This is a genomic window from Variovorax sp. ISS6 (assembly GCF_056523145.1).
Genome location: NZ_JAWRZC010000001.1, coordinates 5,729,698 through 5,744,625, shown reverse-complemented (window position 1 = coordinate 5,744,625; position 14,928 = coordinate 5,729,698). Strand labels below are relative to the sequence as shown.

Sequence of the window (14,928 nt, the reverse complement as noted above, 5' to 3'; positions counted from 1 at the left end):
CACTGTCTGCGACCCTCCGCTTCGCTACGGGCAACCTGCGGTGCTCGCGTTTCGCGGGGTCTCGCAGAACTCGCTTCGCTCAAACAGCTGCGAGCCCTTATCCGCGAAACGCTGCGCTCCTCGGCGCAGCCAGAGGGGGTGGGTCGGGCCATCGCTGCGCTCGGCCCAGGTGGAAGAAGACCCAGGGCCTTTGCACCCTCACCGCCCCACACAAGGACGCGCCATGGCGCGTTGACCCTCATCCCCTCTGGCTGTGCCGAGGAGCGCAGGGGAAAGCGGGATCAGGGCCGCAGCTGTCTGAGCGGAGCGCAGCGCAGCGAGTTCTGCGGACCCCCGCTTTCTCCGAGCACCGCAGGTTGCCCGTAGCGAAGCGGAGGGACACAGACAGTGGGGTCGCCTTCTCTTTGGTTACTTTCTCTTGGCGAGACAAGAGAAAGTGACTCGCCCGCCGGGGCGAGACCCGGCCAACAGCCTCAGCAAGAAGAGCAACCCAAAAACCACCCCAACAAAACACCAGAAACCAAACAGTCACAATACCCCTCCGGCCAAACAAATCCCTTCAGTCGGAGACCCAAACCCAAATGAAAGCCACCTGGAACGGCGCCACCATCGCCGAAAGCGACGACACCGTCCTCGTCGAGGGCAACCACTATTTCCCCATCTCGTCGCTCAACCGCGACGTCGTGACCTTCAGCAACCACAAGACCACCTGTCCCTGGAAGGGCACCGCGAGCTACTACTCGCTGCTGGTCAACGGCGAACTCAACACCGACGCCGCCTGGTACTACGCCGACCCCAAGCCCGAGGCCGACATGGTCCGCGACCGCGTCGCGTTCTGGAAAGACGTGAAGGTCACGGCGTCGTGACCACCCCGGCCTTCGATCCACCCTTCATCCACCCCGCGGAACTGCCGGCCGCATTGCGCGACCAGGGCTACGCGGTGCTCGGTCCCCAGGCCGTGGGCGACTGGCTCGGCCTGCCGGTCGCGCAGCTCGAGGCGCTGCATGCCGACTGGAACGATCTTCCGCCCGACGAATACCTGAAGGACGGCGGCCGCTACCGCACGCGGCGCCACGAATGCTTCACCGTCGACGGCGAGGCGATGCAGCAGGTGCCGCGCCGCGCGCACTGGCAGCCGGTCGAATACAACGCGCTGCATGGCGGCATGCAGCGCTGGTTCGCGCCGATGCTCGCGGCCACGATCGCGCAGCCGGCCTGGCAGCGGTTGATCGTGCGACTCGGCGAAGCGGCGAGCCAGCTGCGCGGCGCGCAGCGCTGGTACGTGGAGGCGCACCAGTTCCGCATCGACACCGCGGGCGGCATCGGCCGGCCCACGCCCGAGGGCGCGCACCGCGACGGCGTGGACCTGGTGGCGGTGGCGCTGGTGGGCCGCCACGACATCAAGGGCGGCGAGACGCGCGTGTTCGAGGCCAACGGGCGGCGCGGCGAGCGCTTCACCATGACCGAGCCGTGGACGCTGCTGCTGCTCGACGATGCGCGCGTGATCCACGAATCGACGCCGATCCAGCCGCTCGAGGAGAACGGCACGGGCTGGCGCGATACGCTGGTGATCACCTGCCGCGCCCAGGGTTTTCAGGGCGACTGAAACCCGCGCCGCGAGGCACCGCGCGGCCTGCGGACGCGGGCCGCGCGAGCGCGGTATCCGCGATTTCCCTGGCTGGGAGGCGTCCTACAGTTGTGTCGCGGCCTTGCGGTTAAATTCGGGGCCCGGTCTTCGGCCATCTCATACGGCCCGTGGACTGGACCCTGTCTGCCTGCGAACGAAGAAAGCGAGGTCCGCCATGTTCAATCACATCCTGGTCCCCATCGACGGCTCCGAAACTTCCATGCTCGCGGTCAGCAAGGCCAGCGGATTGGCGCTGGCCTTCGGAAGCCGCATCACCCTGATCCACGTGATCGACAACTACCCCTTCATCGGCGTGGGCGCGGACTATGCGCTCGGCCAGAACGAGTACCTCGCCGCGGCCACCTCGAGCGCCAATGCGGCACTCGCGCGCGGCGTGGCCGCGCTGGCGGCCGAAGGCCTGCACAGCGACCAGCGCGTGATCGACGGCCACGTGGTGCACGAAGGCATCGTGGACACGGCCATCGCCATCGCGGCCGACCTGATCGTGATGGGCTCGCACGGCCGCAGCGGCATCGAGAAGCTGCTGCTCGGCAGCGTGACGCAGCGCGTGCTGCAGGACTCGATGGTGCCGGTGCTGGTGGTCAAGGGCGGCTGAGAAGAACGCCGCGCCACCGCTTCGAATCCCGCCGATTCCCGACACTCACTCCGAGCCTTCTCCCGCCTCCCGCAACGCCTCGAAGCGCGGCCCGAAATCGGGCCGGCTCGCGAAGCGCATGCGCTCGCGCGTGGCCGGGTGCTCGAAGCCCAGCGCGCTCGCATGCAGCAGCAGGCGCGGCGCGCGCGCCTGCACCTCGGGACTGCCGTAGAGCGCATCGCCGAGGATCGGATGGCCGATCGACGCGAGGTGCACGCGCAGCTGGTGCGAGCGACCGGTGAGCGGCTCCAGCAGCAGGTAGCTGCAGGGCGCCTCGCCGTCGATGCCGCCCAGGGCGCGCCAGCGCGTGAGGCTGGGCTTGCCGGCGGGGTCGATCTTCTGCAGCGGGCGGCGCGGCCAGTCGGCCATCAGCGGGGCGTCGATGCTGGCCCACTCTCGTGCCGTGGGCAGCAGGCCGTCGACGACAGCTTCATAACGCTTGTCGACCTGGCGCGTGGCGAAGGCGTCGCTCAACGCGCGCTGCATCTCGAGGCCGCGCGCCATCAGCACCAGGCCGCTGGTCGCCATGTCGAGCCGGTGCACGATCAGTGCATCGGGCCACTGGCGCTGGGCGCGCGCGCTCAGGCAGTCCTGCTTGTCCTCGCCGCGGCCGGGCACGCACAGCAGGCCGGCGGGCTTGTCGAGCACCAGCAGGCGGGCGTCTTCGTGAACGGGTTGCAGCGGGGGCGGGGGGACCATGGGAGGGCCCGAGTGTAGAAGCGCGCCGCGCGGGCCCTCATGCGCGGCTCATGGTGGGTGGGCTATCCTCGGACGGATGTCCGGCCCCGCCACTGGCTCCCCAGCCTCCGCTTCCTCTCCCCTCGATGCCGCCGCCGTCGCGGTGCCGTCCCCACCGAGTTTTTCCGACCTCACGCGCGAACGCCCGTTCATGCAGATGTGGGTGGCACGCCTGTTCGGCACCGCCGCCTCGCAGATGCTGCTGGTGGCCATCGGCTGGCACATGTACGACCTGACGGGCAGCGCCTGGGACCTGGGCCTGGTCGGGCTCTACCAGTTCGTGCCGGCGCTGCTGCTGGCGCTGCTGGCGGGCCACGTGGTGGACCGCCACCACCGCGGGCGCATCGTCGCGGCCTGCTTCGCGGTGCAGGGGCTGGTGGCGCTGGCGCTGCTGCTCGCGGTGCTGCGCGGCCAGGACAGCCGTGCGCTGCTGCTGGGCCTGTCGCTGGTGCTGGGCGCGGTGCGCGCGTTCCAGATGCCGGCCCAGCAGGCGCTGACGCCGATGCTGGTGCCGCCGGCCATGCTGGCGCGCGCCATGGCCTTCAGCTCGGCCGGCATGCAGGGCGCGATCATCGGCGGGCCGGCGCTCGGCGGGTTGCTGTTCGTGGCGGGCATGGCGGTGGTCTACGGCGCGAGCGTGCTGTTCTTCGTGGTGGCCTGCGCGCTGGTGCTGCGGCTGCGCTATGCCTACGTGCCCAAGGCGCGCGAGCCGGTCACGCTCGGCACGGTGTTCGCGGGCGTCAACTTCATCTGGAACCGCAAGCCGGTGCTCGGCGCGGTCTCGCTCGACCTGTTCGCGGTGCTGCTGGGCGGCGCGGTGGCGCTGCTGCCGATCTATGCCAAGGACATCCTGCACACCGGCCCCTGGGGCCTGGGCCTGTTGCGCGGCGCGCCGGCAGTGGGCGCGCTCGTGATGTCGATCGCGCTCACGCGCCGGCCGATCGAGCGCCGCGTGGGCCGCGCGCTGCTGATGGCGATCGCGCTGTTCGGCCTGTGCATGGTGGTGTTCGGCCTCTCGCGCAGCTTCATCGTCTCGCTGGTCGCGCTCGCGGTCTCGGGCGGCGCCGACATGGTCAACGTGGTGATCCGCCAGACGCTGGTGCAGCTCGAGACGCCCGATGCCATGCGCGGGCGGGTCAGCGCGGTCAACTCGATCTTCATCGGTGCGAGCAACCAGCTCGGCGAATTCGAGTCGGGCGCCACCGCGGCGCTGCTCGGGCCGGTGGGCTCGGTGGTGGTGGGCGGCGTCGGCACGATGCTGGTCGCGCTGACCTGGTTCAGGCTCTTCCCCTCGCTGGCGCGGCGCGACCGGCTGGTGGTGGCGGCGCCGGCCGTGCGCGGCTGAGTCAGGCGTCGTCGAACAGCGAGAAGGCCTGCGGCGCGTCGATCGCGATGTCGCCGAGTGCCTCGGCCACGCAGGGCAGGATCCAGCGCTCGGCCTTTTCCTCGGCGCTCAGGCCGGGCCATTCGATGGTGTGGCGCGCCTCGCCCTCGAGCAATCGGCAGATGCAGGTGCGGCAGGTGCCGTTGCGGCACGAGCTCGGCATCTCGATGCCGGCTGCCTCGGCCGCCTTCAGCACGCTGGTGCCGGCCTCGGTCTCGAAGACCAGGCCCGAGGGCTCGAGGCGGACCTTCATGGCCGCGGCGTCGAGGTGCCCTGGCGGCGCTGCTCGCGCAGCATGAAGAGGTAGAGGCTCTCGACCTTCTCGCGCGCCCACGGCGTCTTGCGCAGGAAGCGCAGGCTCGAACCCACGCTGGGTTCGTGCGTGAAGCAGCGCACCGGCACCAGCTCGCCTAGCTGCTGCCAGCCGTAGTGCGCATGCAGCGCCGTCACGATGGCCTCGAGCGTCAGCCCGTGCAGCGGATTGCGCGGCTGGGCCGGGGGCGCGGTGGGGGAGGGCGGCGAGGCCGGCGCGTCGCTCACGGGTGGCGGATCACTTGTTCTTGAGCTTGCCGCGCGGGATCACCGCCGTGGTGACGACCGCGCGCACCGGCTCGCCGCCGAGTGCCGGGGCCTTCGGCGGGGAGGTGTCCTTCTTCGGTTTCTTGGTTTCCTTGTTGGAACGTTGCTGACCCTTGGCCATGAGGTTTCTCCTGAGCTGCTGCGGTGATGGGCTGGGAGTTTAGCGGTGCGGCGACAATAGGCGGTTCCATCCGTTTTTCCCGCATTCATGTCCGACCACGAAGTTCGCCCCGCCACGATGCGCGATGCCAAGGCCATCGCAGAAGTCCACGCCGCCGCCGCCAAGGCCGCCTACGAAGGCATCCTGCCCGAAGAGGAACTGCGCGCGCTGGCGCTCGCCTCGCGCGAGGCCAAGTGGCGCGAAGCCATCGAGTTCAGCGAACCGCAGGTCCATGTGGCCGAGCTCGACGGCAAGGTCGTCGGCTTCGTCGGCTTCGACCGCTCGCGCGACCCCAAGACGCCGTCCACCGCGGGCGAGATCTGGGCCCTCTACGTGCGTCCCGAGCATTGGGACAAGGGTATCGGCGTCGCCCTCTGGGACGCCGCGCGCGAAGGCCTCGAGGAAGAAGGCTGCACCACCGTCACCATCTGGGTGCCGATCCGCAACGACCGCGCCATGCGCTTCCATGAGCTGGCCGGCTTCAAGCGCGAGATGAAGACCGCCAAGACCACGCAGCTCGGCAGCGTGCGGATCGAGGAGATCCGCCTCAAGCGCGACGTCGCCTGACATGGACGCCGGACACGCCCCGGGCCACGCCCGCCGGGTGCAATCGCACCAGCGCCGCACGCTCGCCGTGCAGTGGATCCGCCGCACCCATGGCTGGTTCGGCCTCTGGGGCGCGGTGCTCGGGCTGCTGTTCGGCTTCAGCGGCATCTGGCTCAACCACCGCAACGTGCTGAAGCTGCCGCAATCGCAGGAACGCAGCCGGGCCCAGCTCGCGCTGCCTGAACCGGCACCGGCCACGCCCGAGGCCATGGCAGCCTGGCTGCAGCAGGCCTTGCGCACCGACGGCCCGCCGCGCTCCACGCGCATCGAGCCCGCGAAGCCGGTGGCCTGGGTCGACCGCAAGGCCGATCCCGAGGCGCCCGCGCTGACCCAGCCCGCGCACTGGACCTTCAACTTCGGCGGCCCGAACGAGATCGTGCAGGCCGACTACTGGCAGGGCAACCGCTCGGTGGGCGTCGCCACCACGCGCAACGGCCTCGTCGCCACCCTCACCAACATGCACAAGGGCGGCGGCATGCCGCTCGCGTGGATCCTGCTGGTCGACACGCTGGCCGGCAGCCTGATCTTCCTGTCGCTCTCGGGCGTGGCGCTGTGGCTGCTCACGCACCGCCGCCGCGTCGTCGGCCTCGCGGTGTTCGGCGTCTCGCTGGCCACCATGCTGGCCATTGCGCTGAGCGCGCTTTGACGGCATAGCGGCCCCGGCCGACTGCTTTCGGCGTACATACGGTGGCCGTGCCCCAGGGCGCGGGCGCTGTACGTGCGGATATTCACGGGCCCTGCACACGGCTGCGGCTAAGCTCGCGCCTTTCATTTTCCTTTCGCCCATCCATGGCCTCCAGCCTGCTCCTGCTGCTCGACGACATCGCGACCGTGCTCGACGACGTCTCGGTCCTCACCAAGGTCGCCGCCAAGAAGACGGCCGGGGTGCTCGGCGACGACCTCGCGCTCAACGCGCAGCAGGTCACCGGCGTCAAGGCCGATCGCGAACTGCCCGTGGTCTGGGCCGTTTGCAAGGGCTCGCTGGTCAACAAGGCGATCCTGGTGCCGGCCGCGCTGGCCATCGGCACCTGGCTGCCCTGGCTGGTCACGCCGCTGCTGATGGTGGGCGGCGCCTTCCTGTGCTTCGAGGGCTGCGAGAAGCTGGCCCACAAGTTCCTGCACAAGGAGGAACACGCGGCCGACACCGCGCGCCACGAGCAGGCCGTGGCCGATGCCGCGGTCGACGTGGTGGCGGTCGAGAAGGACAAGATCAAGGGCGCGGTGCGCACCGACTTCATCCTCTCGGCCGAAATCATCGCGATCACGCTGGGCACCGTGCAGGGCCAGCCCTTCACCACCCAGCTCAGCGTGCTGGTGGGCATCGCGCTGATCATGACGATCGGCGTCTACGGCCTGGTGGCCGGCATCGTGAAGCTCGACGACGCGGGCCTCTACCTGAGCCAGCGCGGCAGCGCCGCCGCGCGCGGCGTGGGCCGCGCGCTCCTGGCGGGCGCGCCCTGGCTCATGAAGGGCCTGTCGATCGCCGGCACCGCCGCGATGTTCCTGGTCGGCGGCGGCATCCTGGTGCACGGCGTGCCCGCGCTCGGCCATGCGGTCGAGGCCTGGGCCGCGACCTCGGGCGTGTTCGGCACGCTGGGTTCGATGCTGGTCAATGCCGGCGTCGGCATCGTCGCGGGCGCCGTGGTGCTCGCGGTCGTCGAGCTGGTCAAGAAGCTGCGGCGCTGAGCCGCGCGCGGCTCAGCGCCGTTGCGAATCCTTGCCGCGCTTCACCAGCTCGACCACCACCAGCGCCGCGCCCAGCGCGAGCGCGAACCAGCCCACCACCGAGGCGCCCGCCACCATCTCGAACCAGCGCGTGCCCTGCAGGAAGTGCGGGCCCAGCAGCACGGCGGCGCCGATGAGCAGGCAGAGGATGCCGCGTTCGAGCATGCGGGGCTGGCGGGAGGGACGGGCCATGGAGATCGATCGGTTCGGTTGGGGGGAGCGGCCGCCGCGTTCGTGCCGCGGCCGGGGCCCGATTCTCCACGCATCGGCACAATGCCCTTTTCGAGCATCCAGCAAGGACCCCGCCGCATGACCATCGAGATTTCGCGCGAGCTGCGCCAGCAGGCCATCACCTCGATCGAGCGCTATTTCCGCGAGAACATGGAGGAGCCGATCGGCAACGTCGCGGCGGGCGCGCTGCTCGGCTTCCTCCTCGAGGAGATCGGCCCCACGATCTACAACAAGGCCGTGGCCGACGTGCAAGAGCGGCTGCAGGCGCGCGTGTCGGAGGTCGACCTCGAGGTGCACGAGGACGAGTTCCAGTACTGGCGCAAGTTCGACAAGCAGAAGAAGGGGCGTTAGGGGCTTCCCGCGTGGCGCCGGCGCATCGGACAAAAGCAAAGCTGTCAGCAAACGTTGCAGAATCGACGGCCATGCCACGCACCGCACCTTCCTCGACGACGCATCCGCGCCTGCCGCGCGCCGCCTGCCTGCTGCCGCTGCTGCTGGGCGCCTCGCTCGCCTGCGCGCAGTCGCAGAACCCGGCCGACTTCCCGCTCGAATCGGTCGGCTACCTCAACGAGGAGCTGCCGCGCATGGAGGCCGCCGTCGCCTCGAGGAACCGCGAGTTCTTCCATGGCGCGATGGCGCGCACCATCGAGTTCTCGGAGCGCTGGGGCTTCAAGTCCAGGGCCAACCCGCAGCTCGCCAAGTACCCGATGTGCACCGACGCCGTGATGGACTACGTGGTGGTCGGCCTGTGCCGGCTCGATCCCGCGGGCGATGTCTGCGAGCCCGGGCTCGCGCCGCGGCTCGATGCCAACGTGAAGCGCTGCCGCGAGGTGGCGGCGCAGCGCTGAAAGAACAACGAGCGTGCGCGACCGGCGCGCACCGGAGACAGGAAAGACCATGGACTACGCCCGCTACCAGACCCTCGCCATCACGCGCCGCGGCGCCAACGGCACCGTGCTCGACATCCAGATGCGCGCGACCAACGGCAAGCTGCCCACGGCCGGCCACGACGGCCATCGCGAACTGGCCGAGATCTGGCGCGACGTCTCGGCCGACGACTCGGTGCGCTGCGCCGTGCTGCGCGGCGAGGGCATGGGCTTCTCGGGCGGCGGCGACCTCGGCATGGTGCAGGACATGACGACCGACGACGCGATCCGCCAGCGCGTGTGGCGCGAGGCGCGCGACCTGGTCTACAACATCATCAACTGCGACAAGCCGATCGTGAGCGCGATGCACGGCCCGGCCGTGGGCGCGGGGCTGGTGGCCGGCCTGCTGGCCGACATCTCGATCGCCACGCGCGGCGCGAAGATCGTCGACGGCCACACCCGCCTGGGCGTGGCGGCCGGCGACCATGCGGCGATCGTCTGGCCGCTCCTGTGCGGCATGGCGAAGGCCAAGTACCACCTGCTGCTGTGCGAGCCGGTCAGCGGCGAGGAGGCCGAGCGCATCGGCCTGGTGTCGCTGGCGGTCGAAGACGCGGAACTGCTGCCGCGCGCCTACGAGGTGGCCGACCGCCTCGCGGCCGGCAGCCAGAGCGCGATCCGCCTGACCAAGTACGCGCTCAACAACTGGCTGCGCCAGGCCGGGCCCACCTTCGACGCCTCGCTGGCGCTCGAATTCATGGGCTTCGCGGGCGCCGACGTGCGCGAGGGCGTGGCCTCGCTGCGCGAGAAGCGCGCGCCGAACTTCGGCTGACGCGCCCCGTCTTCAGGCCTTGCGCAGGCCCTGCAGCGTCTGCAGCAGCACCACGCGCGTCTGCCCCAGCACCATGCCCTTCCACTCGTCGTTGTCGCAGTAGAAGGCATCGCGCAGCTGGCGGCGGATCTCGCGCTTCTGCGCGTCGGAGGCTTCGGGATGGCGGCGCAGCCAGGTGTCGGCGCGCAGGCGCGTGAGCACCTCGTTGTCGGGCAGGGTGCCGAACTCCAGGCCCATGGGCGCGATGCGCGCGTTCGGGCATTCGTCGTAGGCGGTCGAGATCACCGGGCCCGAGACGTCGGCCGAGGCCGAGTCGCCCGCGAAGGGCGCGAACACGTCGGCGCCCCACCAGGCATGGGCCATGGCCAGGTCCTCGGGCGTGTTGCGGCCCGGGTAGATCTTCTCGCCGTGGCCGTAGGGGCCCAGGCCCGTGTGCACGTCGATCCAGCCGATGTGCGTGGCGGAGGCCGCGTACTTGCGCAGGATCGCGCGGATGGTCCTGTTGCTCCACGAAGGCGCGGTGCCGCCGTAGAACAGGCCGTCGGGCGAGACGTACTGGCCCTTGGTGACGGCGGCGCGGAAGGCGCGCATGCCGTGCTTGTCGATGTAGGCGGCCACGGCCGCTTCGTCGTCCGGCGTGGGCGGCCAGCTCGCGGGCAGCACCAGCGGTTCGACGTCGGCGTACTCGGCGTTCACCGGCAGCGGCGCGCCGAAGTCGATGTGGTTGCGGTTGAGGTCGATGTTGTCCTCGTTGGTGCGGTGCAGGTGCGAGAAGCCGTGCGGATTGACGGCATGCACCAGCAGCAGCGCGACGCCGGCCTGCTGCAGCCGCGCGAGCAGGTCCTCGTCGTGCAGGGTCGCGACCTGCGCGCCCGAACCGCAGAAGCCTTCGGGGCCATGCGTGCCCGAGGTCACGAGCAGCAGTTTCTTCGCGTCGATGGCACCGAGCAGCGCGACGTCGGTCGCGAGTTCCTCGCCGAGCGCGCCGCGATGCGCTTCATTGACGAAGGACTCGATAGCCGCGCCGCGAGCGCGCGCGGCCTCGAGGAACTTGGCGCGGGCCTCGACGTAGGTGCCCGAGAAATGCCGCGTGGCGGCGGTGCTGTGGGTGAGAGCGGTCATGGAGGGATCGTGGGGAGGAATGTTCGAGACGATGGAGATCAGGCGTGCGCGCCGGCCGCGTCGATGTCGCGGCCCGTGTGGTCGCGCAGCCAGAGCAGGCCCAGCAGCGAGACCAGGGTCATGACGACCAGGTACCAGGCCGGCGCGAGCTTGCTGCCGGTGGCGTTGAGCAGCCAGGTGCTGATGAAGGGCGCGAAGCCGCCGAACAGCGCCACGCCCACGCTGTAGACCAGCGACATGCCGCTGGCGCGCACCGGCTTCGGGAACATCTCGGGCAGCATCGTGATGCCGGGCACGGTCTGGCCCACCAGGCCCAGGCTCAGCACGCCGAGCACGATGAACAGCACGGCGGGCGTGGGCGAGGCATTGAGCCAGAGGAAGCCCGGGTAGATCAGCACCACGAGGAACACGCGGCTCCAGAGGATCAGCGGCTTGCGGCCCACGCGGTCCGACAGCAGGCCCACGAAGGGCGCGAAGGCGAACGAGATCAGGCCCGTGAGCGCGGCACCGAACAGCGCCACCGAGGGCGTGAGGCCGAGTTCGCGCACCGCGTAGGTCGGCATGTAGAAGGTGACGACGTAGGCCGCGGTGGTGCCGCCGACCAGCGCGAGGATGGCGGCCAGCACGGTCTTGCCGTGCTGCGAGCAGACGATCCTGAGGCTGCTCTCGCGGCGCGGCGCGGTGGCCGATTCGGGCGCGATCTGCAGCGATTCCTCGAGATGGCGGCGGATGTACATGCCCACCGGCGCGATCAGCATGCCGATGACGAAGGGCACGCGCCAGCCCCAGCTCTGCATGTTCTCGGGCGACAGCGTGAAGGTGAGCGCGCCTACCACCACCGCGCCGAGCATCACGCCCAGGCCCTGGCTCGCGAACTGCCAGCTCGCCATGTAGCCGCGGTTCTGCGGCGTCGCATGTTCGACCAGCAGCGTGGTCGAGGCACCGACCTCGCCGCCGGCCGAGAAGCCCTGGATCAGCCGCGCCAGCACGATCAGCACCGGCGCCGCGACGCCGATGCTCGCGTAGGTGGGCGTGAAGGCGATCACCGCGCAGCCCAGCGCCATCAGGAAGATGGTCAAGGTCATGGCCTTCTTGCGGCCCGCGCGGTCGGCATAGGCGCCGATCACGATGCCGCCCAGCGGCCGCATGATGAAGCCGACACCGAAGGTCGCGACGGTGAGCAGCAGCTGGCCGTAGCCGCTGAAGGTGGGAAAGAACAGCTTGCCGATCACCAGCGCGAGGAAACCGTAGACGGTGAAGTCGAAGAACTCGAGGCCGTTGCCGATGGTGGTGGCGACGATGGTCTGGCGCCGGCTGGCGGCGCTGTGCGCGGGACGGGTGGGGCTCATGTCTCGGGGTGTTGGTGTGGTTCTGTGGGAATGCGGGTAGGTCGAAGGTCTTCGGCCGCGACGGATGCTAGAGAGTCGGTTGCTCGCTGAAAAGACAATAATTGGGCCAGTACGATAACTTTTGGTTGTCGCTCGTCCGGCACCCGTCCTCCATGAAACCCAACCAGTTGCACGCCTTCGTCGCGGTGGTCGAGCAGATGAGCATCCGCGCCGCGGCGCGCGTGCTCGGCATCTCGCAGCCCGCGGTGACCAAGATCGTGCGCGAGCTCGAGCGCGAGGTCGACGCGCCGCTGGTCGAGCGCAGCGTCAAGGGCGTGCGGCTCACGCCTTTCGGCGAGGCCTTCGCGCCGCGCGCGCGCATGCTGCTGGCCGACATGCAGCGCGCGCGCGAGGAGATCGCGCAGATCCGCGACGGGCTCACGGGCCGGGTCGCGCTGGCCGTCAGCACCTCGTTCGCGCAGACCATCCTGCCCGCGGCCTTCAAGGACTTCCACGGGCGGTTGCCGGCCGTCGACGTGCAGTTCAGCGAGGCGGTGCTGCCCTGGATGCTGGCGCGCCTGCGCGAGGGTTCGCTGGACTTCGCGGTGGCGCACGTGGTGCCGGGCCGGCTCGATCCGCAGTTCGAGGCCATCGAGCTGTTCCCGGTGAAGCTGGTGGTGGGGCTGCGCGAGCGCCATCCGCTGCGCGCGAGCCGCTCGATGGCCGAGCTCGCGACCGCCGAGTGGATCCTGCCGGGCGACGATCACTTCAGCGGCCGTGAATCGATCTCGGCGCTGCTGCCGCTGGGCCTGCCGGCGCCGCAGCGCGTGATCCAGGGCCATTCGGTCACGGTCGCGCTGTCGCTGGTCGGGCAGATGGACCTGATCGGCCTGTTCGTCGAGCCGCTGGCCGCGCTGAGCTTCAAGCGCCACGGCATCCGGCGCGTGGACGTGGTCGAGACGCTGCCGACGCTCAACGTCTGCGTGGTCAAGCGCCGCGGCCAGTTGCTGACGCCGGCCGCGCAGCACTTCGTCGAATGCATCCAGCGCGCCTCGGCGCGCGCGGTCGCGACCTGATCAGCGGCCGCGCCAGGCCGGCGGCCGTCCCTCGGTGAAGGCCGCCACGCCCTCGGCGAAATCGGCGCTGCCGTAGCAGCGACGCACCAGGTCGTCGGTGTCGGGCGCGCCCTGCGCCGTGCCGCGGCGCAGCGCTTCCTTGGCGGCCGCCTGCGTCACGGGCGCCAGCGCGGCCAGCCGCGCGCACAGCGAATGCAGCGCGCCGTCGAGTGCTTCGGCCGCGCAGACCTGCTCTAGGAAACCGCAGGCCAGCGCCTCGCTCGCATCGAGGACCTGCGCCAGCAGCAGCATGCGCCGCACCGGCTGCAGGCCCCAGGCCGCGCGCAGCCGCGCGAAGTTCAGCGACGACAGCGTGTTGCCCAGCGTGCGCGCGATCGGCACGCCGAAGCGCGCGCCCGGCGTCGCGAGCCGGAAGTCGCAGGCGGTCGCGATCGCGAGTCCGCCGCCCACGGCCCAGCCCTCGACCACCGCCACGGTCGGCATCGGCAGCGCCTCGATCAGGCCGATGCCGGCATCGATGCGCCGCTCGTAGGCCACGCCGTCGTCGCCGCCCGCGAAGTCGCGGAACTGCGCGATGTCGGTGCCGGCCACGAAGGCCTGGCCGCCCGCGCCGCGCAGCACCGCCACGCGCACCTCGCCGGCGCGCGCGGCCAGCGATTCGCAGTGCGCGGCGAGCGACTGGTACATGGCCCAGGTCATGGCATTGCGCGCGGCCGGGCGGTCGAACACCAGCGTGGCGATGCCCTCCGTCACGGAGAGATGTACGCTGCCTTCGCTCATGACCCGAAGGCTCCGGCCGCGGCCAGCTCGCGCTGCGCCGGCGCATCGATGCCGAGCTCGGCCAGCACCTCGGCCGTGTGCTGCCCGAGCAGCGGCGGCGCGCGCCGCACCTGCTGCGGCGTGCCGCCCATCTTCACGGCGAAGCCGATGTTGGGCACCTTGCCCTCCACCGGATGGTCGATCTCGATGCGCATGCGGCGGTGCCGGCCATGCTCGCTCTCGAAGGCCTCGGGGTAGCTGAGGATCGGCCCGGCGGGAATGCCCACGGCCAGCAGCCGGTCGATCCAGTGCTCGCAACCTTGTTGCGCGAAGCTGCGCTCGAGGCTCTCGACCAGCGCATGCCGGTTCGCGAGGCGCAGCGACACCGTCGCGAAGCGTGCGTCATCGAGCAGGTCGGGCCGCTCCAGCGTGGCGCACAGCGTCTGCCACAGCTTCTGGTTGGTGGCGCCCATCACGAAGTGGCCATCGGCCGCCTTCATCGCCTGGTAGGGCGCGCTCATGCGGTTGGCGGTGCCGAGCTGCTCGGGTTCGCGGCCCGTGCCCCAGTACTCGCTGATGTCCCAGATCGAGAAGGCCAGCGCGGAATCGAACAGCGAGGCATCGACGTACTGGCCGCGTCCCGTGGCCTTGGCGCCGATGTAGGCCGACAGCATGCCGTAGGTGGCGAACAGCGCGCAGCCGATGTCGGCCACCGGCACGCCGGCCTTGGCGGGCGGGCCGTCGGGATGGCCGGTCACGCTCATGATTCCCGACATCGCCTGCGCCATCAGGTCGAAGCCCGGCCGACCGGCCCAGGGCCCGGTCTGGCCGAAGCCCGAGATGCTGACGTAGACCAGCCGCGGGTTGATCGCGCTGAGCGTCTCGTAGTCGGTGCGCAGCCGCTTCATCACGCCGGGGCGGTAGTTCTCCACCAGGATGTCGGCCTGCGCCACCAGCTTGTAGAGCACCTCGCGGCCGCTGTCGGACTTGAGGTCGAGCGCGATCGAGCGCTTGTTGCGGTTCATGTTGAGGAAGCCCATGCTGTCCGTGCCCTTGAGCTTGAAGCCCATGGCGCCGCGCGTCTGGTCGCCGCCCTGCGGCGGCTCGATCTTGATGACGTCGGCGCCGAGGTCGGCCAGCAGCATGCAGGCATAGGGGCCGGCCATGACCTGGCTCACGTCGAGCACGCGCACGCCGGCCAAAGGGAGGGGACGGGAGGAGGAGGTGTCGCTCATCGGTTGGC

Annotated in this window: 20 protein-coding genes; 11 read left to right on the top strand and 9 right to left on the bottom strand. The window is 70.4% G+C overall.

Annotation, left to right across the window (positions count from 1 at the left end; translation table 11 throughout):
- Positions 1-581: 581 nt before the first annotated feature.
- The 3 genes from AC1HIL_RS26555 (at position 582) to AC1HIL_RS26545 (ending at position 2,243) form a co-directional block, all read left to right on the top strand.
- Positions 582-866: a DUF427 domain-containing protein gene (locus AC1HIL_RS26555; RefSeq protein WP_261217855.1), complete on the top strand. Its 285-nt coding sequence runs from the start codon at positions 582-584 to the stop codon at positions 864-866.
- A complete protein-coding gene (locus AC1HIL_RS26550) occupies positions 863-1,606 on the top strand; it encodes a 2OG-Fe dioxygenase family protein (protein WP_296789287.1) in 744 nt (247 codons plus the stop codon). Before AC1HIL_RS26555 ends, AC1HIL_RS26550 begins: the two co-directional genes overlap by 4 nt.
- Positions 1,607-1,802: 196 nt before the next feature.
- Positions 1,803-2,243: a universal stress protein gene (locus AC1HIL_RS26545; RefSeq protein WP_057597897.1), complete on the top strand. Its 441-nt coding sequence runs from the start codon at positions 1,803-1,805 to the stop codon at positions 2,241-2,243.
- A 45-nt stretch (positions 2,244-2,288) separates the two neighbouring features.
- Here AC1HIL_RS26545 and AC1HIL_RS26540 read toward each other — a convergent pair whose 3' ends face one another.
- The gene (locus AC1HIL_RS26540) at positions 2,289-2,981 is read right to left on the bottom strand and encodes an RluA family pseudouridine synthase (protein WP_479670416.1); all 693 of its coding nucleotides are present in this window, start codon (positions 2,979-2,981) and stop codon (positions 2,289-2,291) included.
- Positions 2,982-3,057: 76 nt separating this feature from the next.
- Here AC1HIL_RS26540 and AC1HIL_RS26535 point away from each other — a divergent pair, with 76 nt between their 5' ends.
- A complete protein-coding gene (locus AC1HIL_RS26535) occupies positions 3,058-4,365 on the top strand; it encodes an MFS transporter (protein WP_479670415.1) in 1,308 nt (435 codons plus the stop codon).
- Position 4,366: 1 nt separating this feature from the next.
- On the opposite strand, the gene AC1HIL_RS26530 is transcribed toward AC1HIL_RS26535, so the two are convergent.
- From AC1HIL_RS26530 to AC1HIL_RS26520, 3 genes are read right to left on the bottom strand one after another with little or no spacing between them, the layout of a single operon-like run.
- Positions 4,367-4,657 (bottom strand): 2Fe-2S iron-sulfur cluster-binding protein, encoded by a 291-nt coding sequence (locus AC1HIL_RS26530; RefSeq protein WP_296740244.1) that lies wholly within the window; start codon positions 4,655-4,657, stop codon positions 4,367-4,369.
- Positions 4,654-4,944 (bottom strand): VF530 family protein, encoded by a 291-nt coding sequence (locus AC1HIL_RS26525; protein ID WP_413762836.1) that lies wholly within the window; start codon positions 4,942-4,944, stop codon positions 4,654-4,656. Before AC1HIL_RS26525 ends, AC1HIL_RS26530 begins: the two co-directional genes overlap by 4 nt.
- Before the next feature lie 10 nt (positions 4,945-4,954).
- Entirely contained in the window at positions 4,955-5,104 is a 150-nt protein-coding gene (locus AC1HIL_RS26520; protein ID WP_261217866.1) for a hypothetical protein, read from the bottom strand.
- 87 nt (positions 5,105-5,191) lie between these two features.
- Here AC1HIL_RS26520 and AC1HIL_RS26515 point away from each other — a divergent pair, with 87 nt between their 5' ends.
- The 3 genes from AC1HIL_RS26515 (at position 5,192) to AC1HIL_RS26505 (ending at position 7,435) form a co-directional block, all read left to right on the top strand.
- The gene (locus AC1HIL_RS26515) at positions 5,192-5,710 is read left to right on the top strand and encodes a GNAT family N-acetyltransferase (RefSeq protein WP_057597824.1); all 519 of its coding nucleotides are present in this window, start codon (positions 5,192-5,194) and stop codon (positions 5,708-5,710) included.
- 1 nt (position 5,711) lies between these two features.
- Entirely contained in the window at positions 5,712-6,395 is a 684-nt protein-coding gene (locus AC1HIL_RS26510) for a PepSY-associated TM helix domain-containing protein (RefSeq protein ID WP_057597823.1), read from the top strand.
- A 143-nt stretch (positions 6,396-6,538) separates the two neighbouring features.
- Positions 6,539-7,435: a DUF808 domain-containing protein gene (locus AC1HIL_RS26505; RefSeq protein WP_479670414.1), complete on the top strand. Its 897-nt coding sequence runs from the start codon at positions 6,539-6,541 to the stop codon at positions 7,433-7,435.
- A 12-nt stretch (positions 7,436-7,447) separates the two neighbouring features.
- On the opposite strand, the gene AC1HIL_RS26500 is transcribed toward AC1HIL_RS26505, so the two are convergent.
- On the bottom strand, positions 7,448-7,666 hold the full coding sequence (locus AC1HIL_RS26500; RefSeq protein WP_057597821.1) for a hypothetical protein: 219 nt from the start codon (positions 7,664-7,666) through the stop codon (positions 7,448-7,450).
- Positions 7,667-7,783: 117 nt separating this feature from the next.
- Here AC1HIL_RS26500 and AC1HIL_RS26495 point away from each other — a divergent pair, with 117 nt between their 5' ends.
- The 3 genes from AC1HIL_RS26495 (at position 7,784) to AC1HIL_RS26485 (ending at position 9,400) form a co-directional block, all read left to right on the top strand.
- The gene (locus AC1HIL_RS26495; protein ID WP_413762839.1) at positions 7,784-8,056 is read left to right on the top strand and encodes a DUF2164 domain-containing protein; all 273 of its coding nucleotides are present in this window, start codon (positions 7,784-7,786) and stop codon (positions 8,054-8,056) included.
- A 71-nt stretch (positions 8,057-8,127) separates the two neighbouring features.
- Positions 8,128-8,553: a hypothetical protein gene (locus tag AC1HIL_RS26490; protein ID WP_057597819.1), complete on the top strand. Its 426-nt coding sequence runs from the start codon at positions 8,128-8,130 to the stop codon at positions 8,551-8,553.
- Positions 8,554-8,602: 49 nt separating this feature from the next.
- Positions 8,603-9,400, top strand: coding sequence for an enoyl-CoA hydratase/isomerase family protein (locus AC1HIL_RS26485; protein ID WP_479670413.1), 798 nt, complete (start codon positions 8,603-8,605; stop codon positions 9,398-9,400).
- A gap of 12 nt (positions 9,401-9,412) precedes the next feature.
- Here the strand turns inward: AC1HIL_RS26485 and AC1HIL_RS26480 are convergent, their stop codons facing one another.
- Both AC1HIL_RS26480 and AC1HIL_RS26475 read right to left on the bottom strand, forming a co-directional pair.
- On the bottom strand, positions 9,413-10,522 hold the full coding sequence (locus tag AC1HIL_RS26480; protein ID WP_479670412.1) for a M14 family metallopeptidase: 1,110 nt from the start codon (positions 10,520-10,522) through the stop codon (positions 9,413-9,415).
- Positions 10,523-10,560: 38 nt separating this feature from the next.
- On the bottom strand, positions 10,561-11,871 hold the full coding sequence (locus AC1HIL_RS26475) for an MFS transporter (protein WP_057595637.1): 1,311 nt from the start codon (positions 11,869-11,871) through the stop codon (positions 10,561-10,563).
- A 152-nt stretch (positions 11,872-12,023) separates the two neighbouring features.
- On the opposite strand from AC1HIL_RS26475, the gene AC1HIL_RS26470 reads away from it, so the two are divergent.
- Positions 12,024-12,926: a LysR family transcriptional regulator gene (locus AC1HIL_RS26470; protein WP_261217476.1), complete on the top strand. Its 903-nt coding sequence runs from the start codon at positions 12,024-12,026 to the stop codon at positions 12,924-12,926.
- On the opposite strand, the gene AC1HIL_RS26465 is transcribed toward AC1HIL_RS26470, so the two are convergent.
- Entirely contained in the window at positions 12,927-13,706 is a 780-nt protein-coding gene (locus tag AC1HIL_RS26465) for an enoyl-CoA hydratase/isomerase family protein (protein ID WP_479670411.1), read from the bottom strand.
- Positions 13,703-14,920 carry a CaiB/BaiF CoA transferase family protein gene (locus AC1HIL_RS26460; RefSeq protein WP_057595640.1) on the bottom strand — a complete coding sequence of 406 codons (1,218 nt, stop codon included), beginning with the start codon at positions 14,918-14,920 and terminating at the stop codon, positions 13,703-13,705. Before AC1HIL_RS26460 ends, AC1HIL_RS26465 begins: the two co-directional genes overlap by 4 nt.
- Between the last annotated feature and the right edge of the window lie 8 nt (positions 14,921-14,928).